The organism is Eikenella sp. HMSC061C02 (assembly GCF_001809035.1).
GTDB lineage: Bacteria > Pseudomonadota > Gammaproteobacteria > Burkholderiales > Neisseriaceae > Eikenella > Eikenella corrodens.
Map to the genome: position 1 here is coordinate 1 of NZ_KV795504.1, position 25,078 is coordinate 25,078.

A 25,078-nucleotide genomic window follows, 5' to 3' on the forward strand; every position below is an offset into this window, starting at 1 on the left:
TTGCTTCCTAAGCCCCTAAATTTAATTCACTATAGAAGCCCCGCTATACTAAAACTGTGCGTTAGTGATGCCGATCTACTTCACCATTGAGCTGATAAATGCTGCCACAATACGGGCATTCGATACTGCCGTTGGAAGTAATCGGCAAAAATACGCGCGGGTGGCCATTCCAGGCTTCGTGCGTGGGGCCGCTGCAGTGCAGAGGCAGATCGGCAGGAGTAATAACGATGGGAGGCTGTGTTTGGTAGGGCATGGAGATTGTCCTTATTGGGCAGTTGGCGTGGTGGCTGGCACTTTCGGCAGCAGCCAAGCCGCCTCGGTTGCATACTATCGGCTTGATATATTGCCGTGCCGCCTTATGCCTTATGATGGAAATGTATTTGACTGGCTTACTGATTCAGCCAACATAACGGGATTATACCGATGCTTGAATGGGAGGTGTAGCATGCAGCTATGGTGGAGCACGTCCGTGTTGGTAGAAAGGCTACCTGAAAATAGGGGGCAATCAGACGGGCTTAGCGGAAACTTTCAGGTAGCCTCATCCTGCCATCAGCCAGCCCAGCAAACCGCTGCTGGCTACGGCAATCAGCACGGTGGGCAACATCGGCAGACGGCTAGCCGCCAATAGCGTGATGGCCAAAGCCACTAATTCATGCGGTTTGTTAGATACAAAATGGGGCGCGATGACTGAAATCAGCACGCAGCCGGGTGCTGCTGTCATCACACGCTTGGCCCTTGCCGACAACATGCGGTTGCGGAAGGCGAAAAAACCGATCAGCCGGGTGGAATAGGTTACGGCCAGCATGCCTAAAACGGCCAGCAGGGAGGCGCGGCTAATCATGCTGCGCCCCTTGGTCGAAAAACGCCCACGCCAAGCCGACAAACGTACCGGCCAGCACATACCAGCCGTTGTGCGGCAATAAGAGGTAAACACCGGCAGCACTTATCAGGCTGGCCAGCCACGGCAAGGCTGCCCGCCAAGTGCGCCACATTCCCCGTATCAGCACTAGAAACACGGCCGGGAAAGCCATGCCGAAACCTAAGTTTTCCACATTTCCAAGCAAATAGCCAAATCGAGCACCGATGAAGCCGCAAGTTATCCACAGCAAATACAATGCAGCAGCCGTGCCGAAATAGTAAGGCAGACTAAACGCAGGCAACCCTGCCTGCTGCCGCTTCCCGGCATCGGCCAGGCTCATCGCCCAACTTTCATCGGTCATAAAGAACAATACCGGCAACAGCTTCTTCAATGGCAAATGCCGGATAAACGGGATAAATGCCACGCCCATCAAAATATGCCGGCTGTTAATGAGAAAAGTAGTGCCAATAATCAGCAGAACGGGCAGCGGACTTTGCCACAAACTGACTGCGGCAAATTCGGAACCGCCCGCAAAGTTCAGCCCCATCATCAATACCACCTCCAACCAACTCATTCCTTGCTGCGCAGCCCGAGTACCCAAAATCAATCCAAATGGCATCACCCCTATCAAGATAGGGGTAGCTTCAATAATACCGCGCCGGAATTCAGCAAAAGTGGAGGAATGGTGCATAATAATAAAACTTGATTAGATTAGGTGCATTAGATAAGTGCTATGAAAACTAGCGCTATTTTGATACAAGTATCCCTCTCTGCAATACAAGTGAGTACATAAAGAAGAATGACCGACTTTTGCTCTGCAACTATATTCACCAACAGCAACGACTCACCTATCGCTATACTTTATATACCGCATTCAGCTCGTCAGCTTGTATGAAAATAATTGCTCCAGCTATAACCAACTAAATTGGCTCTCAAACACAAGGCAGCGAGCTACAAACAGTACCGTAGTAAAAGTTCAGTTGACTTGCGCTATATACGTCAACTACAAAACCTAAACCCATATAAATTAAAGCTGAATCCCATGCAATCATACATAGGATCCAGCTTTTAACTTAATTATGCAGTTATGCTGCTTCAGTATTTGAGTCTTCAGCGGCCAAATCGGTCAACTGCACCAATGCTAACGGCGCATTATCGCCCTTACGGAAGCCATATTTCAAAATACGCACATAACCACCATTACGGTTGGCAAAACGAGTACCCAACTCATCGAATAGTTTAACTACAACATCTCTGTCGCGAGTTCTATTGAAGGCGGTACGGCGATTAGCCAAAGAAGGCTTCTTACCCAAAGTAATCAAAGGCTCTACTACTCGTCTCAACTCTTTAGCTTTAGGCAAAGTAGTCACGATAGTTTCATGGGTTAAAAGCGAGTTAGCCATATTACGCAACATCGCTGCACGATGGCTGCTTGTACGGTTTAATTTGCGGTTGGCATTACCATGACGCATAATTTTATTATCCTTTTCAATTAAATATTAAGGCTTATCCAAACCAACAGGTGGCCACACATCTAGTTTCGAACCCAAGGTCAAGCCTTTTGAAGCCAATACTTCTTTAATCTCGTTCAAAGATTTTCTGCCCAAATTCGGAGTCTTCAGCAATTCAGTTTCGGTTCGCTGAATCAAATCACCAATATAGTAGATGTCTTCAGCTTTCAAGCAATTCGCTGAGCGAACTGTCAATTCCAAATCATCTACTGGGCGTAGCAGAATCGGGTCGATAGGCGGTGCTTCTTCTTTCGACTCCTCGACCGGCGTCCCTTCCAAGTCAGCAAATACTGACATCTGATCAATCAGTATACGAGCTGCCCGACGCACAGCCTCCTCTGGATCAATTGCACCATTGGTTTCAATATCTAAAACCAAGCAATCTAAGTCCGTCCGCTGCTCCACACGAGCAGCCTGAACCTCAAAGCTAACACGATGAACTGGAGAAAAGTTGGCATCCAAATGAATAGCGCCAATTTGTTTGTGGTCATCATTCCTGCTGCTAACAGTTTGATAGCCACGGCCTTTTTCCACAGTAATTGTCAGTTCAATCTTGCCATTATCAGACAAGCGGCAAATAACATGTTCTGGATTAATTACTTCCACATCATGCGGCAATTCTAAATCAGCAGCAGTTACCACACCACTACCTGATTTATTTAAGCTAACCTGAACCGAATCACGACCCTGAAGCTTGAATACCACACCTTTAATATTCAGCAAGATATCTACAACATCTTCCTGAACACCATCTAAAGTAGAATATTCATGCAGTGCGCCATCAATTACTACCTCTGTAGGTGCAAAACCATTCATTGATGACAGCAATATACGACGCAATGCATTGCCTAATGTATAACCAAAACCCCGCTCAAATGGCTCCATAAAAACTTTTGCACGCGTTGCAGACAAGGCATCTACATCAATCTGTCGCGGCTTCAGAAATTCATAGGTGCTGTTTTGCATTTAACTGCCCCTTTTTTGAGCCAATGAAATTATTTTGAGTAAAACTCAACCACTAACTGTTCGTTAATATCGCTATACAAGTCAACACGATCAGGCATATTTCTAAATACGCCCTCTTGTTTATCGACATCTACAGAAACCCAACTTGGCAAGCCAATCTGAGTAGCCAACTGCAATGATTCCTGGATACGAACCTGCTTCTTAGCTTTTTCCCTCACAGAAACAGTATCTCCAGCTTTCACTTGGAAAGATGGGATATTAACTACTTCACCATTTACCAAAATTGCTTTATGAGACACCAACTGACGAGCTTCGGCACGAGTAGAACCAAAACCCATGCGATATACTACGTTATCCAACCGTGACTCAAGCAGTTGCAACAACAACTCACCAGTAGCACCCTTACGGCGTGAGGCTTCAGCAAAATAACGGCGGAACTGTCTCTCTAGCACGCCATATAATCTGCGGATTTTTTGTTTCTCACGCAGCTGGATACCATAATCAGATAAACGGCCTCTTCTTGCACCATGCTGACCAGGGGCATTTTCGAGTTTACATTTTGATTCAATAGAACGGCGCGCACTTTTCAAAAAAAGATCGCTACCTTCACGACGAGCTAATTTGCATTTAGGGCCAATATAACGTGCCATAAGTTAATTACTCCAGATTAAATACGACGTTTTTTAGGTGGACGACATCCATTATGAGGCAATGGAGTAACATCAGTAATACTTACAATCTTAAAACCAATAGCATTTAGAGAGCGGACAGAAGATTCTCGACCAGGCCCAGGCCCTTTAATGCGAACTTCCAAATTCTTCACACCATACTCCTGTGCGGCCTTACCAGCTGCTTCTGCAGCCACTTGAGCAGCAAAGGGAGTACTTTTGCGAGAACCTTTAAATCCTGCACCACCAGATGTAGCCCAAGACAAAACATTACCCTGTCGATCAGTGATAGTAATAATAGTATTATTAAAAGAAGCATGAATATGGACGATACCATCATTCACTACTTTCCGTACTTTTTTACGCGTACGCGCAGCTGTAGTTGCTTTAGCCATTTAACTTAATCTCCTAACCTTTTTTGCCTGCAATTGCCTTACGAGGACCTTTTCTAGTACGTGCATTAGTCCTAGTACGCTGCCCACGACACGGCAAACCACGACGGTGACGAAAGCCACGGTAGCAACCCATATCAATCAATCGCTTGATATTCATAGTAATTTCGCGACGCAAATCACCTTCAACCTCATACTGCGCAACCTGTTCACGCAAAGCATCCAACTGTCCCTCTGTCAAATCCTTTACCTTAGTATCAGGGGCAATAGCTGCATTATTACAAATCAATTTTGCACGACTTGCACCAATACCATAAATTGCCTGCAACCCAATTACAACATGGGCATTATTAGGAATATTCACTCCTGCAACACGAGCCATTCTTCGTTTCCTTTAAGACGAAAAGCTACACAAACATAGCATATTTTTATTTTAAAACAAATTAGCCTTGTCGCTGTTTATGACGCGGATCTGTACAGATCACCCTCACAACGCGATTGCGACGAATAACCTTGCAATTGCGACAAATCTTCTTTACCGATGGTTGAACACGCATTTATTTTCCTTTTTCATGATTTAACGAGCTCGAAAAACGATACGAGCACGGGATAAGTCATAAGGTGTCATTTCTACAGTAACCTTATCACCAGGTGAAATCCGGATATAGTGCATCCGCATCTTCCCAGAAATATGCCCTAATACTTCATGGCCATTTTCTAGTTTAATCTTAAAAGTTGCATTAGGCAAAGTTTCCAACACCTCACCCTGCATTTGTATAGTATCTTCTTTAGCCATAATCTCTTTTACTTACAGAGTACAATTACTTCTTAGCTGAACTCTTTCTCATTAAATGCTCATACTGTTGGTTCATACGGTAGGAGGCAACTTGAGTACCAAAGTCCATAGTAACAACAACTAAAATAAGAAGAGATGTCCCACCCAAATGAAATGGGATGCCTAGCACTCCTGTAACAAACTCTGGAATCAAGCAAATAATAGTTATATACAACGCACCAAAGAAGGTAAGACGCATAACTACTTTTTCCAAATAATTTGAAGTTTGCTCACCCGGCCGGATACCTGGGACAAAAGCCCCACTCTTCTTTAAATTCTCAGCCATTTCTCTTGGACTAAATACTAGTGCAGTATAAAAATAGCAGAAGAAAATTATGGCTGCTGTAAATACTACCAAATATAAAGATTTACCTGGGGAAAGGTTAGCAGAGATAAAATCAACAAACGCATTACCATCCACTCTTTTATCCAGCCATCCAATAATCTGTGATGGGAACAAAATTACGCTAGATGCAAAAATCGGAGGAATCACGCCTGCCATGTTTATTTTAAATGGCAAATGGGTTTTTTGCCCTTGTACAATTCGGTTCCCGATTTGTCGACGCGCATAATGAATAGGAATCTTACGCTGGCCACTCTCAATATAAACAACGATATAAATCAGGCACAACCCACCAAACAATACAAAAAGAATTGTCCCATAGCCACTAGCACCGGTAATTGCCAAATTTAACAAGTTACTAACCGCACTAGGGAGGGCCGCCACGATGCCTGCTGTAATTAATAGTGAAACCCCATTACCAATACCACGTTCAGTCATCTGCTCCCCAAGCCACATCAAGAACATGGTACCAGTCACCAGACATGTAATTGCAGAAATATAGAACTCTGTCCGCCCAATCACTACAAGATCTGGTCGCTGGTAAACAACTGCTGCCGCTGCAAATGCCTGTACGACCGCAACAAGCAAAGTTCCCCAACGAGTATATTTGGTTAAAGTTCGACGACCGGCTTCACCCTCCTTTTTTAAGGCCTTTAACGATGGAAGCACCTCAGCAACCAATTGAATAATAATAGATGCTGAAATATATGGCATAATTCCTATGGCAAAAATACTAAACCTCTCTAAAGAACCTCCCGAAAAGAGATTAAGCATTCCCAAAATACCAGCGTTACCTTCCTTAAAACTATTAGCGAGTGCTGCAGCATTGACTCCAGGCACAGGAATATGAGCCCCTACCCTAAAGACGATAAGAGCCCCGAGCAAAAATAACAGGCGTCTTCTTAAATCATTCATTCTTGCTAAATTCCTAATTATAGCCGCCGCTTGATATTTTTAAAAAATATCAAGACGGCTCTACAACTCCACCAACAGCTTCAATAGCTGCCTGAGCACCTTTTGTAACCTTAATGTCGCTACGGACAGTCAGCGCTTTAGAGATAGACCCAGTGGCAACCACCTTAACTGCGTTCACCCTAGAGTTTAATAAACCATTTTGTTTTAACGTTAGGATATCAACCTCTTTACCACTCACTTTATTTAAGTCAGACAAGGTAATAACTGCAACCTGTAAAGAAGAGATTGGCTTAAAGCCTCTCTTGGGAAGACGGCGCTGGAGAGGCATCTGCCCACCTTCGAAACCAACCTTATGGAATCCCCCAGCACGGCTTTTTTGCCCCTTATGTCCACGACCACATGTCTTACCAAGACCACTACCAATGCCGCGCCCAACACGACGCTTAGCATGAGAAGAGCCTACAGATGGTTGAATTGTATTCAAAAACATAATCAGCCCCCAACCTTCAAGAGATAACTTACTTTATTAATCATTCCACGATTTTCAGGAGTATCTAGCACTTCAACTGAATGATGCCGATGGCGCAAACCCAAACCACGGACACACTGCCGATGAGATTCAACCGTACCAATTAAGCTCTTAGTAAGCGTTACAGTAATTGTCTTTTGTGTACTCATCATTAAACCCCTAACTCTTCCACAGATATACCGCGCTTAGCTGCTACCTCACTTGGGGTATATAATTTTGCCAAGCCGTCCAAAGTGGCTCGAACGATATTATATGGATTAGTAGAACCATGTACTTTTGCTGAAATATTATGAACACCCATTGCTTCAAAAATTAGTCGCATTGGGCCGCCAGCCTTTACACCACTACCTTCTTTGGCAGGCTGCATAAACACCTTTGTAGCACCATGTTTACCAACCACCTCATGGTGAATAGTTCCATTATTCAATGACACCTTAATCATTGAACGTCTAGCCTGATCCATAGCTTTCTGAACCGCAACGGGTACTTCTTTAGATTTACCCTTCCCCATTCCAATGCGGCCATCACCATCGCCAACCACTGTCAGCGCTGAAAACGCCATAATTCGACCACCCTTAACTACCTTGGTGACACGATTAACGGCAACCATTTTTTCAATCAATCCATCATTACGCTCTTCAATATCTTGCTTTGCCATAATCTGATCCTCAACTCTGTAACTATTATTCTAAAAATTCAAGCCATTTTCACGAGCAGCCTCTGCCAACGCTTTGACACGCCCATGATACTGAAAACCAGATCTATCAAAAGCAACTCTCTCAATACCCAATGCTTTAGCTTTTTCTGCAATTCTTTTACCCACTAAAGATGCAGCTTGAACATTACTGCATGAGTCTAAGCTTTTCCTTACCTCTGACTCTAGCGTGGAAGCCTGAGACAAAACGACACCTCCACTCGCATCAATTATCTGCGCGTAAATATGGTTATTGCTTCGAAATACACACAGCCTAATCTCTCCAAGCTGCTTTATGCGTGCACGTGCTTTATGTGCACGACGAGCTCTTCTAGTATACTTATCCATGAATGCAATTCCTTAGCTATTTTTTCTTTGCTTCTTTCAAAACTACCACTTCATCCAAATAGCGTACACCCTTGCCTTTATAAGGCTCAGGAGGTCGAAAACCACGAATTTCAGCTGCTACCTGCCCTACAATTTGCTTATTGGCTCCCTTTAACACTATCTCTGTAGGAGTCGGTGTTTGAACAGAAACACCTTCTGGCATATCATAAACAACAGGGTGTGAGAATCCCAAAGAAAGATTCAAGGTAGAACCTTGAGCCTGCGCACGATACCCTACGCCAACCAACTGCAATCTTTTCTCAAACCCTTCAGCCAACCCTTTAACCATATTAGCTGCAATAGCCCGAATAGTACCTGACATTGCATCTGCTTCTTTAGTATTAGCAACAGCAGAAAATGCTAACTGCCCATCAGCAAACTGAACAGATATACTGCTAGGCACTGCAACACTCAACTTGTCACTCTTATTCTTTATTACCAACTTACCAGCCCCAAGCTCAACATCAAGACCAGTAGGGACATGCACTGGATTTTTTGCTATACGAGACATTTTAAATAAAGCTCCTTAATTGGCTACTTAAAGTTAAGCCACAACGCACAACAACTCGCCACCCACACCTGCGGCAAGAGCCTTATGCCCAGTCATCACACCCTTGGATGTACTAACGATAGCAATACCCAACCCATTCATAACTCGCGGAATTGAATCTGCACCCTTATATACTCTTAAGCCGGGACGAGAAACTCTCTTAATTTGCTCAATTACCGGCTTTCCTAGGTAATATTTCAACTGAATTTCCAAAATGGGCTTCACACCTGAAGACACCGAAAAGCTATCAATATACCCTTCCTCCTGCAGAACTTTAGCAATTGCACATTTCACCTTAGAAGAAGGCATAGCAACGGAAGCTTTATTTGCACGCTGCGCATTACGAATGCGAGTCAGCATATCAGAAATAGGATCATGCATACTCATTACTATTTATCCTTAAATTTACCAGCTGGCCTTAATAACACCAGGAATCTCACCACGCATCGCAATTTCGCGAATCTTAGTACGCCCTAAACCAAACTTACGGAAGGTGCCACGTGGTCGACCCGTTAAAGCACAGCGTCTTCTTTGACGAATAGGTGATGCATTTCGAGGAATAGCTTGGAGCTTTAAACGAGCCTCAAATCGCTCTTTATCACTTACCCCTGCATCATTAATTACTGCAAAAATTGCAGCCCTCTTCGCAGCATACTTTTTTGCAAGCGCAACGCGTTTAGCCTCTCGATTAATAAGAGCTTTTTTTGCCATGATTATCCCTTAAATGGAAATTTAAAAAGCGAAAGCAATGCTCTTGCCTCTTCATCTGTTTTCGCAGTAGTGGTAATTGTAATATTCAACCCACGAAGTGTATCAATCTTGTCGTACTCAATCTCAGGGAAAATAATCTGCTCACGAACACCCATATTATAATTACCTTGACCATCAAAAGATTTACCATTAACCCCTCGAAAGTCTCTAACACGCGGCAAAGCTACAGAAATCAATCTATCCAAGAATTCAAACATCCTCTCCTTACGGAGAGTAACCTTACAACCAACCGGATAGTCATCACGAATCTTAAACCCAGCAATTGATTTCCTAGCCAAAGTAACAACAGGTTTTTGCCCAGCAATTTTCTCCAAATCGCTAACAGCATGCTCCATCACTTTTTTATCAGCAACTGCCTCACCAACCCCCATATTTAATGTTATCTTTTCAATACGAGGAACCTCCATGATGGACTTATATCCAAACTGCGACATCAACGCAGGAACAACCGTCTCAATATAAAACTCTCTCAACCGTGCCATACCTAAATTCCTTAGCTCAACTTAAGCCAACTCAGCACCGTTAGACTTAAACACTCTCACACGTCTAACCTTGCCATCATCATCAATCAACTTGACACCAACTCGATCCGCTTTCTGCGTCTCTTTGTTATAAATAGCGACGTTTGAAATGTGAATAGGCATATTTTTGATAACCACACCACCCTCAACATTACGCATAGGATTAGGCTTTTGGTGCCTCTTAACAAGATTCACACCCTCAACAACCACCTTATCACCTAACAAACGGGTAACTTGCCCCTGCTTGCCTTTATCTCTACCCGAGATAACAACAACATGATCGCCCTTAATAATTTTACTCATAATCTTATCTCTCAGATCACCTCAGGAGCCAACGAAACAATCTTCATGAACCGCTCAGTACGCAATTCACGCGTTACCGGCCCAAAAATTCGCGTACCCATAGGCTCAAGCTTAGCATTTAGCAGTACAGCAGCATTATTATCAAATTTAATTAACGCACCATCTGCACGGCGAATGCCTTTAGCTGTACGAACAACAACAGCATTATATACATCACCTTTTTTCACTCGGCCACGCGGAGCCGCATCTTTAACCGATACCTTAATAACATCACCAACGCTTGCATAACGGCGCTTAGAACCACCAAGCACCTTAATGCACATAACGCGACGAGCACCAGAGTTATCAGCCACATCCAAAATAGTCTGCATCTGAATCATGTCATTACCTTTTTAAAACCAACTTAACCTATCATTAGTCATTAAATAGATGACCAGCATCTACCAAAATAGATCAGTTTTGGCCCCGACAGGGAGAAACTCCTAGGAAACTAGAAGCTAGAAAGGCGAGGAGTTTACAGCTTTTTCTTTCCTACTGCAAGACCTCGCCTACAAAAATACCAAAATTACAACTAAATTTCTTGAGACTTCTCAAGCAGGCTTTGGACAACCCATGACTTTGTCTTGGACAAAGGGCGACCCTCAGCAATTACCACCACATCACCCACTTTGCACTCATTTCGCTCATCGTGAGCATGAATTTTAGTGGATCGCTGGATAATCTTACCGTACAAGGGGTGTTTTACTCTGCGCTCAATCAAGACGGTTACTGTTTTATCCATCTTGTCACTGATCACCCTACCTTGCAAAGTTCGAACAATTTTGGCATCACTCATTGCCAACCCCTTTCTCAGCTAACTTGGTTTTTACGCGAGCAATATCACGACGAACGCGCTTCAACTCACTATTCTTGCTTAGCTGGCCAGTAGCATGTTGCATACGCAAACTAAATTGCGTCTTTAACAAACCAACCAGATCAGCCTCTAGCTGCTCCAATGATTTGTCTTTTAAATCAATCATTTTCATCATTTACCTACCTGCCGGGACACAAAAGTTGTACGTATAGGCAATTTTGCAGCCGCTAAAGCAAACGCCTCTCTAGCCAAGGATTCTGATACTCCATCCATTTCATAGAGCACTTTGCCAGGCTTGATTTCAGCGACATAATACTCTACAGAGCCTTTACCGCCACCCATACGCACTTGGATTGGTTTTTCAGTAATAGGTTTATCTGGGAATACACGAATCCAAATACGCCCACCACGCTTAATATGACGAGTCATAGCACGTCGAGCCGCTTCAATCTGTCGAGCCGTTAATCTGCCACGACCAATTGCCTTCAAACCAAAATTACCAAAGCTGACATCGTATCCATTAGTAGCGACACCAGTATTGCGACCTTTATGCTGCTTGCGATATTTCATTCTAACCGGCTGTAGCATGGCGGCCACCTCCTTTTCTACGCTTATTCTCAGTGTTGGCATTTTCCAACAACTGTCCAGTCTCGCCCTTATAAACCCATACTTTCAGGCCTATAACACCATAGGTGGTATGCGCCTCGCTAGTGGCATATTCAACAGCTGCTCGCAAAGTATGCAACGGCACACGACCCTCACGATACCATTCGCTACGAGCGATATCCGCGCCATTCAGACGCCCTGAAGTCATGATTTTGATACCTTTAGCGCCAGCACGCATAGCATTTTGCATAGCACGCTTCATTGCGCGACGGAACTGTACACGTTTTTCCAACTGCTGAGCGATGCCATCAGCAATAACTTGCGCATCCAATTCAGGTTTGCGAATTTCTTCGATATTCACATGAACAGGAACACCAAGCAATTGTTGCAAATCTTGCTTCAATACCTCAATATCCTCGCCCTTTTTACCAATCACGACACCGGGGCGTGCAGTATGAATGGTGATGCGAGCAGATTTAGCCGGACGCTCAATCACTACGCGGCCTACTGAAGCATTGGCTAAGCGCTTACGCAAATAATCACGCACATCGATATCCTGCTTCAATACAGCAGCAAATTCTGTGCTCTTGGCAAACCACTTAGATGACCAGTCTTTATTTACAGCTAGGCGAAAGCCAGTTGGATGAATTTTTTGTCCCATAGCTTTTCCTTAGTTTCCTACTGTCACATTAATATGACACGTTTGTTTTTCAATACGGTTGCCACGACCTTTTGCCCGGGCACGGAATCGTTTTAAGCTCGGCCCCTTGTCCACAAAAATCGTTACAACTTTAAGCTCATCAATGTCAGCGCCTTCGTTATGCTCAGCATTAGCGATAGCAGACTCTAATACCTTTTTAATCAGCTCAGCACCTTTCTTTGTGCTAAACGTCAAAATATTAAGAGCTTGCTCTACCTCTTTGCCTCGAATTAAATCAGCAACTAACCGGGCTTTTTGAGCAGAAATACGGGCGTTTTTATGTTGTGCAGATACTCTCATGATTCACCTTATTTCTGAGCCTTTTTATCAGCCAAGTGTCCTTTAAAAGTACGAGTAAGCGCAAACTCACCCAACTTATGGCCAACCATATTATCGCTAATAAACACAGGCACGTGAGTGCGACCATTATGTACCGCAATAGTCAACCCAATAAAATCAGGGAGAATTGTTGAGCGGCGAGACCATGTTTTAATAGGACGCTTATCATTGCCGGCGCGAGCAGCATCAACTTTTTTCAGCAGGTGCAGATCGACATATGGACCTTTTTTCAATGAACGAGCCATATCAATTAACCTTTATTTGAATAGCGGCGACGAACGATCATATTGTCCGTACGCTTATTATTACGAGTTCGGTAACCCTTAGCCGGAGTACCCCATGGGCTGACAGGCTCACGAGCCTCACCGGTACGACCCTCACCACCACCATGCGGGTGATCCACAGGGTTCATTACCACACCGCGGACGGTCGGACGAATACCACGCCAGCGATTAGCACCAGCTTTACCAATTTTCTTCAGACTTTGCTCTTCATTGCCAACTTCGCCAACAGTGGCACGGCAATCAATATGGATCTTACGCACTTCACCTGAGCGCAGGCGAACTTGAGCGTAAACACCTTCTTTAGCCAGCAAAACCGCGGAAGCACCAGCTGAACGAGCAATCTGAGCACCTTTGCCAGGCTTCATCTCGATACAGTGGATGGTGGTACCAACCGGAATATTACGAATTGGCAAAGCATTACCAACTTTGATTGCAGCTTCTGCGCCAGAAACCAATACGGCACCCGCTTGGATACCGCGAGGAGCAATAATATAACGGCGCTCACCATCAGCGTAGCAAAGCAGCGCAATGAAAGCAGTACGGTTCGGATCGTACTCAATACGCTCAACTTTCGCAGGAATATTATCCTTATCGCGTTTAAAATCTACTACGCGGTAGTGATGTTTATGCCCACCACCTTTATGACGAGTAGTGATATGACCGTTATGATTGCGGCCAGCGATAGAGTTTTTCTTCTCCACCAGCGGCGCATAAGGAGCACCCTTATGCAGACCCTCTGCAACCACGCGAACCATGCCGCGGCGGCCTGCAGAAGTCGGCTTCATTTTTACAATAGCCATAATATTTATTCCTTATCTGCAGCTGCTGCAACAGATTCCAAATCCAGCTCCTGTCCGGCAGCCAAGCTGACATAAGCTTTCTTCACATTACTGCGGCGACCCAGAGTGCGACCAAAACGCTTTACTTTCCCTTTGATTGCAACTGTAGTCACAGAGGCTACCTGAACACCAAACAACAATTCAACAGCAGCTTTAACTTCTGCCTTGGTTGCATCAGGCAACACTTTAAAAGTCATCTGGTTGCGTTTCTCAGCCAACAAATTGCTCTTTTCAGAAACAACAGGAGCCAAAATTACTTTCATCAAACGTTGTTGATTCATACCCATTGCTCCTCAAGTTGTGCAACCGCTTCCTTAGTTACCACTACTTTTTTATAGCGAAGCAAGCTGTACGGATCAATCTGCTGAGCTTCCAGAACCAACACATTTGGCAGGTTACGTGAAGACAGATATACGTTTTCGTCCAGCTGATTGGTAACAAACAAAACCTGCTCCAGACCCAAATTTTTCACTTGTTCAGCAAAAGCTTTGGTTTTAGGAGTAGCAACAGACAGCTCTTCAATCACAAACAAGCGCTCATCACGCACCAACTGGGACAAAATAGTCGCCATACCGGCACGGTACATCTTACGATTAACCTTCTGAGTAAAGTTTTCATCAGGCTTACTCGGGAATGTACGACCACCCCCTCTCCACAGCGGAGAAGAAGACATACCAGCACGAGCGCGGCCAGTACCTTTTTGGCGCCACGGCTTTTTGGTGGAGTGCTTCACCTCAGCACGAGTCAGCTGCGCACGGTTGCCAGAACGGGCATTTGCCAAGAAAGCAGTAACCAGCTGGTGAACCAATGCCTCGTTATATTCACGAGCAAACAGCGCATCGGAAGCAGCAAGGCTACCTGAAACCTGGCCTTTAGCATCAATTACTTTTAATTCCATTACGCACCTACTTTCACGCTGGGGCGCACAACTACATCACCATTGGCAGCACCAGGAACAGCACCTTTAACCAACAGCAGATTGCGTTCCGCATCCACACGAACCACTTCCAAACGCTGCACGGTCGCAGTGGTATTACCATACTGACCAGCCATACGTTTACCCGGGAATACACGACCCGGATCTTGGTTCATACCGATAGAACCAGGAACACGGTGAGAACGAGAGTTACCGTGAGAAGCACGTTGCGCACCAAAGTTATGGCGCTTGATGGTACCAGCAAAGCCCTTACCTTTAGAGGTGCCGGTTACATCTACAAACTGGCCAGCTTCAAAAATAGCAACAGTTACTTCGTCGCCCACTTTCAATTCAGCCAATTTCTCTTCAGTCAAAGCAAACTCATGCAAACCGCGACCAGCCTCAACACCTGCTTTTGCAAAGTGACCGGCTTCTGCCTTGTTTACACGATTAGCTTTCTTCTGACCAAAGGTAACCTGAACAGCCGTATAGCCGTCGGTATCTTTGGATTTTACCTGAGTGACGCGATTAGGAGACATTTCCAACACGGTTACCGGCACGGAAACACCTTGCTCGGTAAACACGCGAGTCATGCCCACTTTGCGTCCAACCAGACCTAAAGTCATGATTTTTCCTTATATAACAAGGGGTCAGCTACGATTGGCCGACCTTTTGGACAAAACAAAAAACTTGGCTAAAAATGCCAAGACGCACACTATATATATTTTCACTAGAACTTTCAAGCAGAAACTTTGCCTTAGTTCTGCAGAATCAGGCTACCTGAAAATGCATATCATCCAAACGCAAACATATAGCCACGCGTTATATCGGTATAACAACAGGCAGGTTTTCAGGTAGCCTCAAGGTCGTTAAAATAATCATAGCGGTACAACACCTACCAGTTTTACTAAAACCAATCTCGAGGAACTCATCATGTGCCAGCTTTTGGGCATGAACTGCAACACCCCCACCGACATCGTTTTCTCTTTCGAAGGCTTCCGCCTGCGCGGCGGGCTCACCGACCGACATGCCGACGGCTTTGGCATTGGCTTTTTCGAAAACAAAGGCGTGCGTATGTTCCACGACGACAAGCCCAGCGCCAGCTCACCGGTAGCCGATTTGGTAAAAACCTACCAAATCAAATCCACCAACGTCATCGCCCACATCCGCAAAGCCACCCAAGGCAGCGTCGGCTTAGCTAATACCCACCCCTTCATCCGCGAAATGTGGGGCGAATACTGGCTGTTCGCCCACAACGGCCACCTTGGCGGCTTTCAACCTGAGGAAGGCCAATACTACCGCCCTGTCGGCAGCACCGATTCCGAACGTGCCTTCTGCTTCATACTGGAACAACTGCGCAACCGCTTTGAGCATAAGCCACCAGTGGGCAAATTGTTTGCAGAAGTGGCCGCACTCACAGCACAAATCCGCCACCACGGATTATTCAACTTTATGCTGTCTAACGGAGAAATCTTGTTTGCCCATGCCAGCACTCTGCTGTACTACATTATCCGCCAAGCCCCCTTTGGTGAAGCGCATCTTATCGATAACGATGTAGCTGTAGATTTCGCCGCAGTAACCACTCCCAATGACCGTGTAGCCGTTATTGCCACACAACCCCTTACCGCCAACGAAACTTGGACGCAACTAGCCGTAAATGAATTGGTTGCTTTCCGCGATGGCGACATCATTCTGCGCGATTGCCCGGATAACCCTCGCTACCTCAGCCAGCAGGAAGGCTTGGCCATTGCCCGTGCTGCCGGCGTAGCCGCATAAATTCTCTCAATACTACAACAATCTGGCTGCCCTGCAGCCAGATTGTTGTCATTATTGCCATACCCCAAGCATTAACACTTGAAAATTTTTTGATTTAATCGCTTGACATACACCTTGCCTTTCCTTTACTTTACAGCCATGCCTTTGCATAAAGCTGCAGAGTTTCTCAAAAAGGAATATGCAAACATTGATTTTTGTCCAATTTGTGGCATGGGTCATTGATGCAATGGCATCTTCAGCAATGAAGTTTTTCAACCACTGAGACAAGCCACCAAATCCAAGAGTGCTGTCTCTCATTAATATATGGATGGATACCATGAATGAATCTCAACATACCGATACCCCCCAATTAGACGAAAGTCAGGTCATGGCAGTTCGTCGCGAGAAATTGGCAGAAATCCGCAAGCACGGCGTAGCGTTCCCGAACGACTTCCGTCGCAATGCTTTTGCCGGTGATCTGCAGAACCAGTACGGCGAACTGTCTAAGGAAGAGTTGGAAGAAAAGAACGTAACCGTCAAGGTAGCAGGCCGCATGATGCTGCAACGCGATATGGGTAAGGCCAGCTTCGCCACCCTGCAAGACGTTTCCGGCCAAATCCAGCTCTACGTAAACGACCAGGGTGTTGGTGAGAAGATTCACGAAGAGTTCAAGCACTGGGACTTGGGCGATATCCTCGGCGCAGAAGGCGTGCTGTTTAAAACCAACCACGGCGAGCTGACCGTACGCGTAAGCCAAATCCGCCTGTTGGCCAAAGCCCTGCGCCCGCTGCCTGATAAAGTGCACGGCCTGAAAGACCAGGAAACCCGCTACCGCCAGCGTTATGCCGATTTGATCGTAAACGCCGAATCGCGCGAAATCTTCAAAAAACGTGGCCGCATCATCCAAACCATCCGCAACTTCATGACTGGCGAGCAGTATCTTGAAGTGGAAACCCCGATGATGCACCCGATTGCCGGTGGCGCAGCAGCCCGTCCATTCGTTACCCACCACAACGCGCTGGACATCCCGCTGTTTATGCGAATTGCTCCCGAGCTCTATCTGAAACGTTTGGTGGTAGGCGGTTTCGAGCGCGTGTTTGAAATCAACCGCAACTTCCGTAACGAAGGCGTGTCTGCCCGCCACAACCCCGAGTTCACCATGATGGAGTTCTACGAGGCATTCTCCGACTACCACCGCATGATGGACATGACCGAAGGCGTGATCCGCGCTTGCGCCAACGCCGTTTGCGGCAGCCTGCACGTTCCTTACAACGGTAAAGAAGTGGATCTGGAAAAACGCTTTGACCGCCTCACCATCGTGGACGCGATCAAAAAATACAATCCGCACTACACCGATGAGCAGCTGAACGATGAAGAATGGCTGAAAAAAGAAGTGGTAAAACACGGCGAAGACCTGCCCGCCGCCCCCGGCATCGGCAGCCTGCAGCTGGCCTTATTTGAAGGCTGCGCCGAAGGCAAGCTGTGGAACCCCACCTTCATCATCGACTATCCGGTTGAAGTGTCTCCCTTGGCCCGCGCTTCCGATACCAATCCGAAGCTCACCGAACGTTTCGAACTGTTTGCAGTAGGCCGCGAGCTGGCCAACGGCTACTCAGAGTTGAACGACCCGGAAGACCAGGCTGATCGCTTCAGATCACAAGTGGCTCAGAAAGAAGCCGGCGACGACGAAGCCATGAACTACGACGCCGACTACATCCGCGCCATGGAATACGGTCTGCCGCCCACCGGCGGTTGCGGTATCGGTATCGACCGCTTGGTAATGTTGCTGACCAACGCCCCGAGCATCCGCGACGTTATCCTGTTCCCGCATATGCGTCCGGAAGAAGGCCAGAACTAATCCTCAGGCTTAATCAAAGGCTACCTGAAATTTCAGGTAGCCTTTTTGTCGGCCCCTGCGCTTGTGAAGGCTACCTGAAAAATAGCTCTTTTCTGACAGTCTTCAACATTACATCAGCAAACTGTTTCATCGCACCTGCGAAGCAATGAAACCGGGCTGCAAGTCTCCGACAGCAAAGGTAGTACAACAAGTCTAGGGCACTGCATTCTTTAAGAGAATACCGATAGAGTTCGCTACCTGCCGATACATCCGCCATCACAGGCTACCTGAAACCACTCAGTAACAGGTAATGCCAATCCATCACGCCAGATAGTTTTCAGGTAGCCTGTTCAACCAAGAAGGCTACCTGAAAACATCTTCCTCAAAAACCCATAGGGAATGAAGACAAGACTGCGCTACTGCAGCTCATCTAGCCGAACTGCTTGCACATCCACCCCACCCGCCTTGTTCCACACTTTTTAACCCACTATAGTGGATTAAATTTAAATCAGGACAAGGCGACGAGCCGCAGACAGTACAAATAGTACGGCAAGGCGCGCCAACGCTGTACTGGTTTAAATTTAATTCACTATAAAAATCCTACCACTCCAAACAAAAGGCTACCTGAAACCCTGTATCCGGTTTTCAGGTAGCCTTTGATACCCAGTTTAAGCGGGGCTGTTTAGCTCAATTTGCCGTGGCACTGTTTGTAGCGCAGGCCGCTGCCGCAGGGGCAGGGGTCGTTGCGGTGTACCATTTGGCCGCGGGCAGCAAGAGCTTCGGGGCTGAAGTCGTCTTCGGCAAAGTCAGCGGCTTCGGCGGCGTTGCCATTAGCAGCTAGATAAGTAATGTCCGGCGCCGGAGCATGGTTTTCTTGATAAGCCATTTGCGCGGGAGCACTTTCCTCGGCCACCGGCTCATTCAGCTCGAAGCGCACTTGCGACAGAAGCCTTGCTGTTTCATTGCGGATGTTCTGCCACAGGTTTTGGAACATCTCGAAAGATTCCATTTTGTATTCCTGCTTTGGATTCTTCTGAGCGTAGCCGCGCAGGTGGATGCCTTGACGCAGATAGTCCATAGCAGAAAGATGTTCGCGCCATTGGCTGTCCATCACTTGCAGGAAGATATTGCGCTCAAACTGACGCATCAATTCGGCACCGACCATTTCGGTTTTAGCGGCATAGTCGTCTTGCGCCAGCTTCCAAACACGCTCCTTCACGTCTTGGTTGTCGAGGGTGGGGTCTTGCTTGAACCACTCGGCAACCGGAGCATGAATATGGAAGTCGGCAAACAGCTGTTTCTCCAGCGCCACCAAATCCCACTGCTCTTCGATGCTGTCGGCGGGCATATACAGATCAACCAAATTCTCGATTGCCTCTTGCCGCATCTCGGTCATCATGGCGGAGTTGTCTTCGGTTTCCAGCACTTCGTTGCGGCGGCTGTAGATAACCTTGCGCTGATCATTGGCCACGTCGTCGTATTCCAGCACTTGTTTACGCATATCGAAGTTGCGGCCTTCCACTTTGCGCTGAGCGCTTTCAATCTGACGGGTAAGCAAATTGGCTTCAATCGGCACACCACGTTCCGGCGCCAGTTTATCGAGCAAGGCAGCGTGGCGGTCGAGCGCGAAGAGGCGCAGCAGCGGGTCTTCAAACGAGAGGTAGAAGCGGCTGGAGCCGATATCGCCCTGACGGCCGGAACGGCCGCGCAACTGGTTGTCGATACGGCGGCTTTCGTGGCGCTCGGTGCCGACGATGTGCAGGCCGCCGGCAGCGATTACGCGGTCGTGCTCTTCCTGCCAGCCGTCTTCCAGCTCTTTAATGCGGGCGGCTTTTTCTTCTTCGCTCAAATCGGGATTGTTGCGGATGATGTGGCTAAGATGTTTCACGTTACCGCCGAGTACGATGTCGGTACCGCGGCCGGCCATATTGGTGGCCACGGTAATCATGCCGGTTTTACCAGCCTGCGCCACGATATCGGCTTCGCGGGCGTGCTCTTTGGCGTTCAACACGTTGTGTGCCAAACCGGCGCGGGAGAGCATATTAGACACGAGCTCGGAGTTTTCGATGCTGGTGGTACCCACCAGGATGGGCTGACCTTTGGCATGACGCTCTTTAATATCGGCCACCACGGCTTCAAATTTTTCTTCGGCGGTGCGAAATACCTGATCGTTGAAGTCTTTGCGGATCATCGGCCGGTTAGTGGGGATAATCACGGTTTCCAAGCCGTAGATGCTTTGGAACTCGTAGGCTTCGGTGTCGGCGGTACCGGTCATGCCGGAGAGTTTGCTGTAGAGGCGGAAGTAGTTTTGGAAGGTAATGGAGGCCAAGGTTTGGTTTTCTTGGCGGATTTCCACGCCTTCTTTGGCTTCCACGGCCTGATGCAGGCCTTCCGACCAGCGGCGGCCGGTCATCAGGCGGCCGGTGAATTCATCCACAATCACGATTTCGCCGTCTTGCACCACATAATGCTCGTCCAAATTAAACAGGCTGTGGGCGCGCAAAGCGGCCATCAAGTGGTGCATCAGGGCGATGTTGGCGGTGGAATAGAGCGAATCGCCTTCCTGCAACAGGCCCATTTTGGTGAGGATTTGCTCAGCATGTTCATGGCCGGCTTCACTGAGCAATACGGTGCGGTTTTTCTCGTCCACCCAATAATCGCCCTCGCCCTCTTCTTCTTTCTGGCGTACCAGCTGGGCGGGCACTTTATTCATCACCAAATACAAATCGGTGTTGTCATCGGCCTGGCCGGAGATGATGAGCGGGGTACGGGCTTCGTCAATCAGAATAGAGTCTACTTCGTCCACCACGGCAAAATTCAGCGCACGCTGCACTTTGTCGCTCAGCTGGTGCACCATATTGTCGCGCAGGTAGTCGAAGCCGAACTCGTTGTTGGTACCGTAGGTGATGTCGGCGTTATAGGCTTCGTGCTTGGCGGCCTGATCCATATTGGCCACAATCACGCCCACTTTCATGCCGAGGAAGTTGTAGAGCGGGCCCATGATATCGGCATCGCGGGCGGCGAGGTAGTCGTTTACCGTTACCACATGCACGCCTTTACCGGCGAGCGCGTTCAGATACACGGCCAGCGTAGCCACCAGGGTTTTGCCCTCGCCGGTTCGCATTTCGGCGATTTTGCCCTGGTGCAACACCATGCCGCCGATGAGCTGCACATCAAAATGGCGCATGCCCAGTGTGCGGCGGGAAGCTTCGCGGCACACGGCAAAAGCTTCTTCCAAAATGTCGTCCAAGGTTTCGCCCTTGGCGAGCCGTTGTTTGAATTCTGCGGTTTTGGCTTGCAGCGCCGCATCGTCGAGCTGCTGGATGTCTTTTTCCATGCCGTTGATGCGTACCACGGATTTGCGGTATTGTTTCAGAAGCCTGTCGTTGCGGCTGCCGAACACTTTCTTGGCCAGTGAAGTAATCATAAAATATTTAATCCCTTATGCGGTATTGCTGTTGCCCCGTGTGCTCGATTCAAACTGCGGCGGCATTCGCCTGCCGGCTTATTCCGGTTCAAATCTCATCCACTGCGATAGTAAAATAACGGGTAATTCTAGCATAATCAAACCTGTTCGCGCTTGGGAATATGGCTCGCCCTGGCAGGATTTCAAGCGCATCGGGCAGGCTTTTTTATCGGCAGCGGCAGTTTGCCTGTTTTCAGGTAGCCTCTTGATGAGGTTTTTAGGTGTATCCTGCCTGCTTTGCCATTGCCCAACTCCACTTTTCAGGTAGCCTTTATATGTCCGACCTCAACCGCCTCAACCCCGGCCACCACAGCCTGCACAGCCGCGACAACCTCAGCCGCGGCGAATCGCGGCTGCACGACCTGATTATGCAGGCCGAAAGCTGGCGGCATACCGCCCAAGCACTGGAAGCACGGCTGCCGGCCAAGTTGCAGCAGCATTGCCGCGCGGTGCGGGTGCGCGAAGGGGTTTTGGTTTGGTATGCAAGCAACAATATGGCGGCGGCACGGCTGCGGATGCTCGCGGCGGGGCTGCTGCCGGCCTGGCGGGCGGTGTGCCCGGAGGTGCGCGAAGTGCAGGTGAAAATCAGCCCGCCGGAGCAGGAGCGGTCGAAAGAAAAACAAGCCAAACTGAGCCGCACCGCCGCCGAACAGTGCTTGGCCGCTGCGGATGATTTGGCACACCACCCGGAGCTGGCGGCGGCGCTGCGGTATTTGGCAAGGCATGCAGAGGAAGAAGGTGGTGAATAAGGCTGTGTTATCGATTCGGGAATAACAGCAACAGCGGTACGGGCTGCTTTTTTGCTGCGGTTGGGGTATGATAAGAGTTATGTATTTGTGTATAAGGAGAAAATAATGAAGAAGCTGTTTACTCTATTGCTGCTGTGTACATCCCTACCCGCCCTAGCCTATGAATACAAATATGGAGAATCGGTGGCATTCACAGGGAAATTACAAACGATGCGTGGCGGTTGGATGGCTATTGTGTTGGATAAGCCGATCACTGTTGTGCCAAAGCCTGGGGACGATGATGGTATAGACACCCCTGAAACAGGCGTGAGGACGATGCAGCTGGCTATGTCGTCTCCAGAGAACTTCCGACAGTATCAGCGGTTTAAAGGCAGGATGGCACGGGTACAGTGTGAAACGCTGTACCACTCTCACACTGCACACCATCAAACGCCTGTACTGTGCACGGTGGCCAGGATTTCTGCACCGGATAGACCGTAGGGTTGGTAATAAGACAACGTATGCCTACGCTATTGAGGTTGCTGATTGTTGCGTTTGCCTAGCCGTATATGGGACGCCCAATATCTTTCAGGTAGCCTCTCTCCTATATAAAAACAGCATGACACACCATCATGCTGTTTTTTGTTTTCCACTTCAGGCTACCTGAAAAGGCTACCTGAAATCTGAAACTCAATGCGCACAGCCGCAATGTCCGCCGCCGCAACCGCCGGCTGCGTGATGGTTTTCAGGTAGCCTTTCCGCCGCTTCGCTAGGTTCGGCATGATAATCCAGCGGCACCAAATCCAGCTTGGCCATCAGCAGGCGATCGCCGTCTTCGTCGGGGTTTTCCGTGGTCAAGAGCTTGTCGCCGTAGAAAATCGAGTTCGCGCCCGCCATAAAACACATCGCCTGCATGGATTCGGGCATATTGCTGCGCCCGGCGGAAAGGCGCACGAAACTCTTCGGCATGGTAATCCGCGCCACAGCAATGGTGCGGACGAACTCCGTCCAATCCAAATCTTCGGCATCGGCCAGCGGCGTGCCTTCCACTTTCACCAGCTGGTTAATCGGCACGCTTTCCGGCTGCGGATCGAGGTTGGCGAGGCTGGCAATCAGCCCGGCGCGCTCGGCGCGGGTTTCGTTCATGCCCACAATGCCGCCGCAGCAAATTTTCAGACCGGCGTTACGCACCTTGCCCAGGGTGTCCATGCGGTCTTCGTGTTTGCGGGTATGGATGATGTCGTTGTAGCGCTCGGGGTCGGTGTCGAGGTTGTGGTTGTAGTAGTCCAGGCCGGCTTTTTTGAAGTCTTCCGCCATGCCGTCTTCCAGCATGCCGAACGTGCCGCAGGTTTCCATGCCCAAACCCTTCACGGCTCTGATGATTTCGGATACCACGGCCACATCTTTCGGCTTCGGCCCGCGCCATGCCGCGCCCATGCAGAAACGGCTGGCACCGCGCGATTTGGCGATTTTGGCTTTTTCCACGATTTCACCCACATCCATCATCTGCTCTTTACCCAGATTGGTGTTGTGGTGCGCCGATTGCGGGCAGTAGGCGCAGTCTTCCGGGCAGCCGCCGGTTTTGATGGAAAGCAGGGTAGAGAGCTGGATTTCGCGCGGGTTGAAATTTTGGCGGTGGATTTCGGCGGCACGGAATACGAGGTCGAGAAAGGGCAGCCCGAACAGGGCTTCGACATCGCATTTTTTCCAATACTGCGCAGTGGGATGCGGCTTAGGCTCGGTTTGACGGCGCAAAGCCACCGGGGAGAGGGTGGTCATAGGAGAGTTCCTTCAATAAGAGTTTGCGGCGGCGCAATGTCGCCGACGGGCAACGCCGGGTCGCAATGTCCACGGCCTGCCCTGACTGATCGGAAGCTTTGTTCCGAAGGCGGCAAGTGTAGCCAAAAACCAAACGGCAGGCTACCTGAAATCCCCAAATCCCGTTTCAGGTAGCCTTGGGCTTAACAAACATGGGCTACCTGAAAATATCGGCAAAACCTATGCTGCGCAAGCAACAAGCCCACTATATTTGTTTTTCCCTATCTTACTCTGCCCGCTGTACTTCTTCGTATTTTCTATATGCTTCTTCTACCGCCTTTTTAGAAAGAGGTGCGCCGCATCGTGCACAATACTTAATAAATGGCGATACCCCTCTGGATACGGAAAATGACAAACCGGTAAATGAAACCACCTTTCCGTTTAGCCCCTGAGTTTTATGGCAATGCGGGCAGATTCCAAAAATAATAGTTGCAATAATAGTTATGGGCATGACTATAGGCATATAGTACATAAAAAATAAACCAATAGAATCTTTCTCTGTCAGAATCTCACCGGTATATATTTTTTGTATTAAAGCAATGATTCCTATAGCGGCAAACCCGTAAAAACCAAGCTTAGGGATCATCAACTTTCTCTGCATAGCATTGGCCAGCTTTAAATCCTGCTCTTTGTTGCTTTTGCTAATATCATATTTATAATGGGGCTTAGGAAGCAAAATTTATTTTAAAGGAT

39 protein-coding genes and 1 pseudogene are annotated in these 25,078 nt (G+C 47.9%); 5 read left to right on the plus strand and 35 right to left on the minus strand.

Going from position 1 to position 25,078, the window contains the following annotated elements; all coding sequences use genetic code 11:
- Positions 1-61 precede the first annotated feature (61 nt).
- The 31 genes from HMPREF2541_RS00035 to rplC all read right to left on the minus strand — a co-directional run bounded on the left by HMPREF2541_RS00035 (position 62) and on the right by rplC (position 15,407).
- The gene (locus HMPREF2541_RS00035) at positions 62-253 is read right to left on the minus strand and encodes a zinc-finger domain-containing protein (RefSeq protein WP_064086369.1); all 192 of its coding nucleotides are present in this window, start codon (positions 251-253) and stop codon (positions 62-64) included.
- Positions 254-538: 285 nt separating this feature from the next.
- Complete coding sequence (locus tag HMPREF2541_RS00040) at positions 539-841, minus strand: AzlD family protein (RefSeq protein WP_064086370.1); 303 nt, start codon at positions 839-841, stop codon at positions 539-541.
- The gene (locus tag HMPREF2541_RS00045; RefSeq protein ID WP_003823827.1) at positions 834-1,550 is read right to left on the minus strand and encodes an AzlC family ABC transporter permease; all 717 of its coding nucleotides are present in this window, start codon (positions 1,548-1,550) and stop codon (positions 834-836) included. Before HMPREF2541_RS00045 ends, HMPREF2541_RS00040 begins: the two co-directional genes overlap by 8 nt.
- A gap of 394 nt (positions 1,551-1,944) precedes the next feature.
- Positions 1,945-2,331, minus strand: coding sequence for a 50S ribosomal protein L17 (gene rplQ, locus HMPREF2541_RS00050; protein ID WP_023887670.1), 387 nt, complete (start codon positions 2,329-2,331; stop codon positions 1,945-1,947).
- 27 nt (positions 2,332-2,358) lie between these two features.
- Positions 2,359-3,336 carry a DNA-directed RNA polymerase subunit alpha gene (rpoA, locus tag HMPREF2541_RS00055; RefSeq protein WP_003823825.1) on the minus strand — a complete coding sequence of 326 codons (978 nt, stop codon included), beginning with the start codon at positions 3,334-3,336 and terminating at the stop codon, positions 2,359-2,361.
- A gap of 29 nt (positions 3,337-3,365) precedes the next feature.
- Positions 3,366-3,986 (minus strand): 30S ribosomal protein S4, encoded by a 621-nt coding sequence (gene rpsD, locus HMPREF2541_RS00060; protein WP_023887669.1) that lies wholly within the window; start codon positions 3,984-3,986, stop codon positions 3,366-3,368.
- Between the two features lie 17 nt (positions 3,987-4,003).
- Positions 4,004-4,399: a 30S ribosomal protein S11 gene (gene rpsK / locus HMPREF2541_RS00065; protein ID WP_003823823.1), complete on the minus strand. Its 396-nt coding sequence runs from the start codon at positions 4,397-4,399 to the stop codon at positions 4,004-4,006.
- A 13-nt stretch (positions 4,400-4,412) separates the two neighbouring features.
- A complete protein-coding gene (rpsM, locus tag HMPREF2541_RS00070) occupies positions 4,413-4,778 on the minus strand; it encodes a 30S ribosomal protein S13 (RefSeq protein WP_003823821.1) in 366 nt (121 codons plus the stop codon).
- Between the two features lie 61 nt (positions 4,779-4,839).
- Positions 4,840-4,953, minus strand: a complete 114-nt coding sequence (gene rpmJ / locus HMPREF2541_RS11440; RefSeq protein WP_049259016.1) for a 50S ribosomal protein L36 — start codon at positions 4,951-4,953, stop codon at positions 4,840-4,842.
- 20 nt (positions 4,954-4,973) lie between these two features.
- Positions 4,974-5,192 (minus strand): translation initiation factor IF-1, encoded by a 219-nt coding sequence (gene infA / locus HMPREF2541_RS11445; RefSeq protein WP_049259017.1) that lies wholly within the window; start codon positions 5,190-5,192, stop codon positions 4,974-4,976.
- Positions 5,193-5,217: 25 nt separating this feature from the next.
- Positions 5,218-6,489 (minus strand): preprotein translocase subunit SecY, encoded by a 1,272-nt coding sequence (gene secY, locus HMPREF2541_RS00075; protein ID WP_003823820.1) that lies wholly within the window; start codon positions 6,487-6,489, stop codon positions 5,218-5,220.
- 49 nt (positions 6,490-6,538) lie between these two features.
- Positions 6,539-6,979 (minus strand): 50S ribosomal protein L15, encoded by a 441-nt coding sequence (gene rplO / locus HMPREF2541_RS00080; RefSeq protein ID WP_035580663.1) that lies wholly within the window; start codon positions 6,977-6,979, stop codon positions 6,539-6,541.
- 2 nt (positions 6,980-6,981) lie between these two features.
- Positions 6,982-7,167, minus strand: a complete 186-nt coding sequence (gene rpmD, locus HMPREF2541_RS11450) for a 50S ribosomal protein L30 (RefSeq protein WP_049259028.1) — start codon at positions 7,165-7,167, stop codon at positions 6,982-6,984.
- 2 nt (positions 7,168-7,169) lie between these two features.
- On the minus strand, positions 7,170-7,676 hold the full coding sequence (gene rpsE, locus HMPREF2541_RS00085; protein ID WP_003823818.1) for a 30S ribosomal protein S5: 507 nt from the start codon (positions 7,674-7,676) through the stop codon (positions 7,170-7,172).
- 30 nt (positions 7,677-7,706) lie between these two features.
- Positions 7,707-8,060, minus strand: a complete 354-nt coding sequence (gene rplR, locus HMPREF2541_RS00090) for a 50S ribosomal protein L18 (protein ID WP_035580660.1) — start codon at positions 8,058-8,060, stop codon at positions 7,707-7,709.
- A 16-nt stretch (positions 8,061-8,076) separates the two neighbouring features.
- Entirely contained in the window at positions 8,077-8,610 is a 534-nt protein-coding gene (rplF, locus tag HMPREF2541_RS00095) for a 50S ribosomal protein L6 (protein WP_003823815.1), read from the minus strand.
- Between the two features lie 33 nt (positions 8,611-8,643).
- Positions 8,644-9,036, minus strand: coding sequence for a 30S ribosomal protein S8 (rpsH, locus tag HMPREF2541_RS00100; RefSeq protein WP_003823814.1), 393 nt, complete (start codon positions 9,034-9,036; stop codon positions 8,644-8,646).
- Positions 9,037-9,054: 18 nt separating this feature from the next.
- Positions 9,055-9,360: a 30S ribosomal protein S14 gene (gene rpsN, locus HMPREF2541_RS11455; protein ID WP_049259020.1), complete on the minus strand. Its 306-nt coding sequence runs from the start codon at positions 9,358-9,360 to the stop codon at positions 9,055-9,057.
- 2 nt (positions 9,361-9,362) lie between these two features.
- Entirely contained in the window at positions 9,363-9,902 is a 540-nt protein-coding gene (gene rplE, locus HMPREF2541_RS00105) for a 50S ribosomal protein L5 (RefSeq protein ID WP_049259021.1), read from the minus strand.
- A gap of 21 nt (positions 9,903-9,923) precedes the next feature.
- Positions 9,924-10,244 (minus strand): 50S ribosomal protein L24, encoded by a 321-nt coding sequence (gene rplX / locus HMPREF2541_RS00110; protein ID WP_003823811.1) that lies wholly within the window; start codon positions 10,242-10,244, stop codon positions 9,924-9,926.
- Positions 10,245-10,255: 11 nt separating this feature from the next.
- Positions 10,256-10,624: a 50S ribosomal protein L14 gene (rplN, locus tag HMPREF2541_RS00115; protein ID WP_003823810.1), complete on the minus strand. Its 369-nt coding sequence runs from the start codon at positions 10,622-10,624 to the stop codon at positions 10,256-10,258.
- Positions 10,625-10,815: 191 nt separating this feature from the next.
- Positions 10,816-11,079 (minus strand): 30S ribosomal protein S17, encoded by a 264-nt coding sequence (rpsQ, locus tag HMPREF2541_RS00120; protein WP_003823809.1) that lies wholly within the window; start codon positions 11,077-11,079, stop codon positions 10,816-10,818.
- Complete coding sequence (rpmC, locus tag HMPREF2541_RS00125; RefSeq protein WP_035573964.1) at positions 11,072-11,269, minus strand: 50S ribosomal protein L29; 198 nt, start codon at positions 11,267-11,269, stop codon at positions 11,072-11,074. The genes rpsQ and rpmC overlap by 8 nt, the downstream gene beginning before the upstream one ends.
- A complete protein-coding gene (gene rplP / locus HMPREF2541_RS00130) occupies positions 11,269-11,685 on the minus strand; it encodes a 50S ribosomal protein L16 (protein ID WP_003823806.1) in 417 nt (138 codons plus the stop codon). The genes rpmC and rplP overlap by 1 nt, the downstream gene beginning before the upstream one ends.
- Positions 11,669-12,364 carry a 30S ribosomal protein S3 gene (gene rpsC, locus HMPREF2541_RS00135; protein ID WP_023887663.1) on the minus strand — a complete coding sequence of 232 codons (696 nt, stop codon included), beginning with the start codon at positions 12,362-12,364 and terminating at the stop codon, positions 11,669-11,671. Before rpsC ends, rplP begins: the two co-directional genes overlap by 17 nt.
- A 9-nt stretch (positions 12,365-12,373) precedes the next feature.
- Entirely contained in the window at positions 12,374-12,703 is a 330-nt protein-coding gene (gene rplV, locus HMPREF2541_RS00140; protein WP_003823802.1) for a 50S ribosomal protein L22, read from the minus strand.
- An 8-nt stretch (positions 12,704-12,711) separates the two neighbouring features.
- On the minus strand, positions 12,712-12,987 hold the full coding sequence (gene rpsS / locus HMPREF2541_RS00145) for a 30S ribosomal protein S19 (protein WP_003823801.1): 276 nt from the start codon (positions 12,985-12,987) through the stop codon (positions 12,712-12,714).
- 5 nt (positions 12,988-12,992) lie between these two features.
- Positions 12,993-13,826: a 50S ribosomal protein L2 gene (gene rplB, locus HMPREF2541_RS00150; protein ID WP_003823800.1), complete on the minus strand. Its 834-nt coding sequence runs from the start codon at positions 13,824-13,826 to the stop codon at positions 12,993-12,995.
- 5 nt (positions 13,827-13,831) lie between these two features.
- On the minus strand, positions 13,832-14,146 hold the full coding sequence (gene rplW, locus HMPREF2541_RS00155) for a 50S ribosomal protein L23 (protein WP_023887662.1): 315 nt from the start codon (positions 14,144-14,146) through the stop codon (positions 13,832-13,834).
- Positions 14,143-14,763 (minus strand): 50S ribosomal protein L4, encoded by a 621-nt coding sequence (rplD, locus tag HMPREF2541_RS00160; RefSeq protein WP_070541175.1) that lies wholly within the window; start codon positions 14,761-14,763, stop codon positions 14,143-14,145. Before rplD ends, rplW begins: the two co-directional genes overlap by 4 nt.
- Positions 14,763-15,407 (minus strand): 50S ribosomal protein L3, encoded by a 645-nt coding sequence (gene rplC, locus HMPREF2541_RS00165; RefSeq protein WP_064086373.1) that lies wholly within the window; start codon positions 15,405-15,407, stop codon positions 14,763-14,765. The genes rplD and rplC overlap by 1 nt, the downstream gene beginning before the upstream one ends.
- A gap of 307 nt (positions 15,408-15,714) precedes the next feature.
- Between rplC and HMPREF2541_RS00170 the strand changes: the two genes are divergently transcribed.
- Positions 15,715-16,557, plus strand: coding sequence for a class II glutamine amidotransferase (locus HMPREF2541_RS00170; RefSeq protein WP_049259022.1), 843 nt, complete (start codon positions 15,715-15,717; stop codon positions 16,555-16,557).
- A gap of 51 nt (positions 16,558-16,608) precedes the next feature.
- Here the strand turns inward: HMPREF2541_RS00170 and HMPREF2541_RS00175 are convergent, their stop codons facing one another.
- Positions 16,609-16,854, minus strand: a complete 246-nt coding sequence (locus HMPREF2541_RS00175) for a hypothetical protein (RefSeq protein ID WP_141744154.1) — start codon at positions 16,852-16,854, stop codon at positions 16,609-16,611.
- 19 nt (positions 16,855-16,873) lie between these two features.
- Between HMPREF2541_RS00175 and lysS the strand changes: the two genes are divergently transcribed.
- The gene (gene lysS, locus HMPREF2541_RS00180; protein WP_070541177.1) at positions 16,874-18,394 is read left to right on the plus strand and encodes a lysine--tRNA ligase; all 1,521 of its coding nucleotides are present in this window, start codon (positions 16,874-16,876) and stop codon (positions 18,392-18,394) included.
- A gap of 461 nt (positions 18,395-18,855) precedes the next feature.
- A pseudogene (locus HMPREF2541_RS12310) lies at positions 18,856-18,965 on the plus strand (IS5/IS1182 family transposase); the annotation flags it as partial.
- 90 nt (positions 18,966-19,055) lie between these two features.
- Here the strand turns inward: HMPREF2541_RS12310 and secA are convergent.
- A complete protein-coding gene (gene secA, locus HMPREF2541_RS00190; protein WP_064086375.1) occupies positions 19,056-21,800 on the minus strand; it encodes a preprotein translocase subunit SecA in 2,745 nt (914 codons plus the stop codon).
- Between the two features lie 260 nt (positions 21,801-22,060).
- On the opposite strand from secA, the gene HMPREF2541_RS00195 reads away from it, so the two are divergent.
- Positions 22,061-22,588 carry a DciA family protein gene (locus HMPREF2541_RS00195; protein WP_141744155.1) on the plus strand — a complete coding sequence of 176 codons (528 nt, stop codon included), beginning with the start codon at positions 22,061-22,063 and terminating at the stop codon, positions 22,586-22,588.
- Between the two features lie 105 nt (positions 22,589-22,693).
- On the plus strand, positions 22,694-23,068 hold the full coding sequence (locus HMPREF2541_RS00200; RefSeq protein WP_035580651.1) for a DUF4431 domain-containing protein: 375 nt from the start codon (positions 22,694-22,696) through the stop codon (positions 23,066-23,068).
- Positions 23,069-23,257: 189 nt separating this feature from the next.
- On the opposite strand, the gene bioB is transcribed toward HMPREF2541_RS00200, so the two are convergent.
- Together bioB and HMPREF2541_RS00210 are read right to left on the minus strand one after the other, a co-directional pair.
- A complete protein-coding gene (gene bioB, locus HMPREF2541_RS00205; protein WP_083296738.1) occupies positions 23,258-24,346 on the minus strand; it encodes a biotin synthase BioB in 1,089 nt (362 codons plus the stop codon).
- Between the two features lie 265 nt (positions 24,347-24,611).
- The gene (locus HMPREF2541_RS00210; RefSeq protein ID WP_070541179.1) at positions 24,612-25,061 is read right to left on the minus strand and encodes a hypothetical protein; all 450 of its coding nucleotides are present in this window, start codon (positions 25,059-25,061) and stop codon (positions 24,612-24,614) included.
- Positions 25,062-25,078: the final 17 nt, after the last annotated feature.

What these genes read in the sequence shown, in the direction of transcription:
- rplX (WP_003823811.1), bottom strand. Translation starts at nt 10,244, where the DNA reads ATGAGTAAAATTATTAAGGGCGATCATGTTGTTGTTATCTCGGGTAGA.
- rplC (WP_064086373.1), bottom strand. Translation starts at nt 15,407, where the DNA reads ATGACTTTAGGTCTGGTTGGACGCAAAGTGGGCATGACTCGCGTGTTT.
- rplD (WP_070541175.1), bottom strand. Translation starts at nt 14,763, where the DNA reads ATGGAATTAAAAGTAATTGATGCTAAAGGCCAGGTTTCAGGTAGCCTT.
- HMPREF2541_RS00040 (WP_064086370.1), bottom strand. Translation starts at nt 841, where the DNA reads ATGATTAGCCGCGCCTCCCTGCTGGCCGTTTTAGGCATGCTGGCCGTA.
- rplF (WP_003823815.1), bottom strand. Translation starts at nt 8,610, where the DNA reads ATGTCTCGTATAGCAAAAAATCCAGTGCATGTCCCTACTGGTCTTGAT.
- rplO (WP_035580663.1), bottom strand. Translation starts at nt 6,979, where the DNA reads ATGTTTTTGAATACAATTCAACCATCTGTAGGCTCTTCTCATGCTAAG.
- rpsQ (WP_003823809.1), bottom strand. Translation starts at nt 11,079, where the DNA reads ATGAGTGATGCCAAAATTGTTCGAACTTTGCAAGGTAGGGTGATCAGT.
- rpoA (WP_003823825.1), bottom strand. Translation starts at nt 3,336, where the DNA reads ATGCAAAACAGCACCTATGAATTTCTGAAGCCGCGACAGATTGATGTA.
- rplN (WP_003823810.1), bottom strand. Translation starts at nt 10,624, where the DNA reads ATGATTCAGATGCAGACTATTTTGGATGTGGCTGATAACTCTGGTGCT.
- HMPREF2541_RS00045 (WP_003823827.1), bottom strand. Translation starts at nt 1,550, where the DNA reads ATGCACCATTCCTCCACTTTTGCTGAATTCCGGCGCGGTATTATTGAA.
- rpsD (WP_023887669.1), bottom strand. Translation starts at nt 3,986, where the DNA reads ATGGCACGTTATATTGGCCCTAAATGCAAATTAGCTCGTCGTGAAGGT.
- HMPREF2541_RS00035 (WP_064086369.1), bottom strand. Translation starts at nt 253, where the DNA reads ATGCCCTACCAAACACAGCCTCCCATCGTTATTACTCCTGCCGATCTG.
- rplW (WP_023887662.1), bottom strand. Translation starts at nt 14,146, where the DNA reads ATGAATCAACAACGTTTGATGAAAGTAATTTTGGCTCCTGTTGTTTCT.
- rpsC (WP_023887663.1), bottom strand. Translation starts at nt 12,364, where the DNA reads ATGGGACAAAAAATTCATCCAACTGGCTTTCGCCTAGCTGTAAATAAA.
- lysS (WP_070541177.1), top strand. Translation starts at nt 16,874, where the DNA reads ATGAATGAATCTCAACATACCGATACCCCCCAATTAGACGAAAGTCAG.
- HMPREF2541_RS00175 (WP_141744154.1), bottom strand. Translation starts at nt 16,854, where the DNA reads ATGAGAGACAGCACTCTTGGATTTGGTGGCTTGTCTCAGTGGTTGAAA.
- rpsH (WP_003823814.1), bottom strand. Translation starts at nt 9,036, where the DNA reads ATGAGTATGCATGATCCTATTTCTGATATGCTGACTCGCATTCGTAAT.
- rpsK (WP_003823823.1), bottom strand. Translation starts at nt 4,399, where the DNA reads ATGGCTAAAGCAACTACAGCTGCGCGTACGCGTAAAAAAGTACGGAAA.
- HMPREF2541_RS00200 (WP_035580651.1), top strand. Translation starts at nt 22,694, where the DNA reads ATGAAGAAGCTGTTTACTCTATTGCTGCTGTGTACATCCCTACCCGCC.
- rplR (WP_035580660.1), bottom strand. Translation starts at nt 8,060, where the DNA reads ATGGATAAGTATACTAGAAGAGCTCGTCGTGCACATAAAGCACGTGCA.
- rplP (WP_003823806.1), bottom strand. Translation starts at nt 11,685, where the DNA reads ATGCTACAGCCGGTTAGAATGAAATATCGCAAGCAGCATAAAGGTCGC.
- rpmJ (WP_049259016.1), bottom strand. Translation starts at nt 4,953, where the DNA reads ATGCGTGTTCAACCATCGGTAAAGAAGATTTGTCGCAATTGCAAGGTT.
- rpsM (WP_003823821.1), bottom strand. Translation starts at nt 4,778, where the DNA reads ATGGCTCGTGTTGCAGGAGTGAATATTCCTAATAATGCCCATGTTGTA.
- infA (WP_049259017.1), bottom strand. Translation starts at nt 5,192, where the DNA reads ATGGCTAAAGAAGATACTATACAAATGCAGGGTGAGGTGTTGGAAACT.
- rpmD (WP_049259028.1), bottom strand. Translation starts at nt 7,167, where the DNA reads ATGAGTACACAAAAGACAATTACTGTAACGCTTACTAAGAGCTTAATT.
- rpmC (WP_035573964.1), bottom strand. Translation starts at nt 11,269, where the DNA reads ATGAAAATGATTGATTTAAAAGACAAATCATTGGAGCAGCTAGAGGCT.
- rplE (WP_049259021.1), bottom strand. Translation starts at nt 9,902, where the DNA reads ATGGCACGGTTGAGAGAGTTTTATATTGAGACGGTTGTTCCTGCGTTG.
- rplV (WP_003823802.1), bottom strand. Translation starts at nt 12,703, where the DNA reads ATGAGAGTATCTGCACAACATAAAAACGCCCGTATTTCTGCTCAAAAA.
- HMPREF2541_RS00170 (WP_049259022.1), top strand. Translation starts at nt 15,715, where the DNA reads ATGTGCCAGCTTTTGGGCATGAACTGCAACACCCCCACCGACATCGTT.
- rpsE (WP_003823818.1), bottom strand. Translation starts at nt 7,676, where the DNA reads ATGGCAAAGCAAGATATTGAAGAGCGTAATGATGGATTGATTGAAAAA.
- secA (WP_064086375.1), bottom strand. Translation starts at nt 21,800, where the DNA reads ATGATTACTTCACTGGCCAAGAAAGTGTTCGGCAGCCGCAACGACAGG.
- rpsS (WP_003823801.1), bottom strand. Translation starts at nt 12,987, where the DNA reads ATGGCTCGTTCATTGAAAAAAGGTCCATATGTCGATCTGCACCTGCTG.
- rpsN (WP_049259020.1), bottom strand. Translation starts at nt 9,360, where the DNA reads ATGGCAAAAAAAGCTCTTATTAATCGAGAGGCTAAACGCGTTGCGCTT.
- secY (WP_003823820.1), bottom strand. Translation starts at nt 6,489, where the DNA reads ATGAATGATTTAAGAAGACGCCTGTTATTTTTGCTCGGGGCTCTTATC.
- rplB (WP_003823800.1), bottom strand. Translation starts at nt 13,826, where the DNA reads ATGGCTATTGTAAAAATGAAGCCGACTTCTGCAGGCCGCCGCGGCATG.
- rplQ (WP_023887670.1), bottom strand. Translation starts at nt 2,331, where the DNA reads ATGCGTCATGGTAATGCCAACCGCAAATTAAACCGTACAAGCAGCCAT.
- bioB (WP_083296738.1), bottom strand. Translation starts at nt 24,346, where the DNA reads ATGACCACCCTCTCCCCGGTGGCTTTGCGCCGTCAAACCGAGCCTAAG.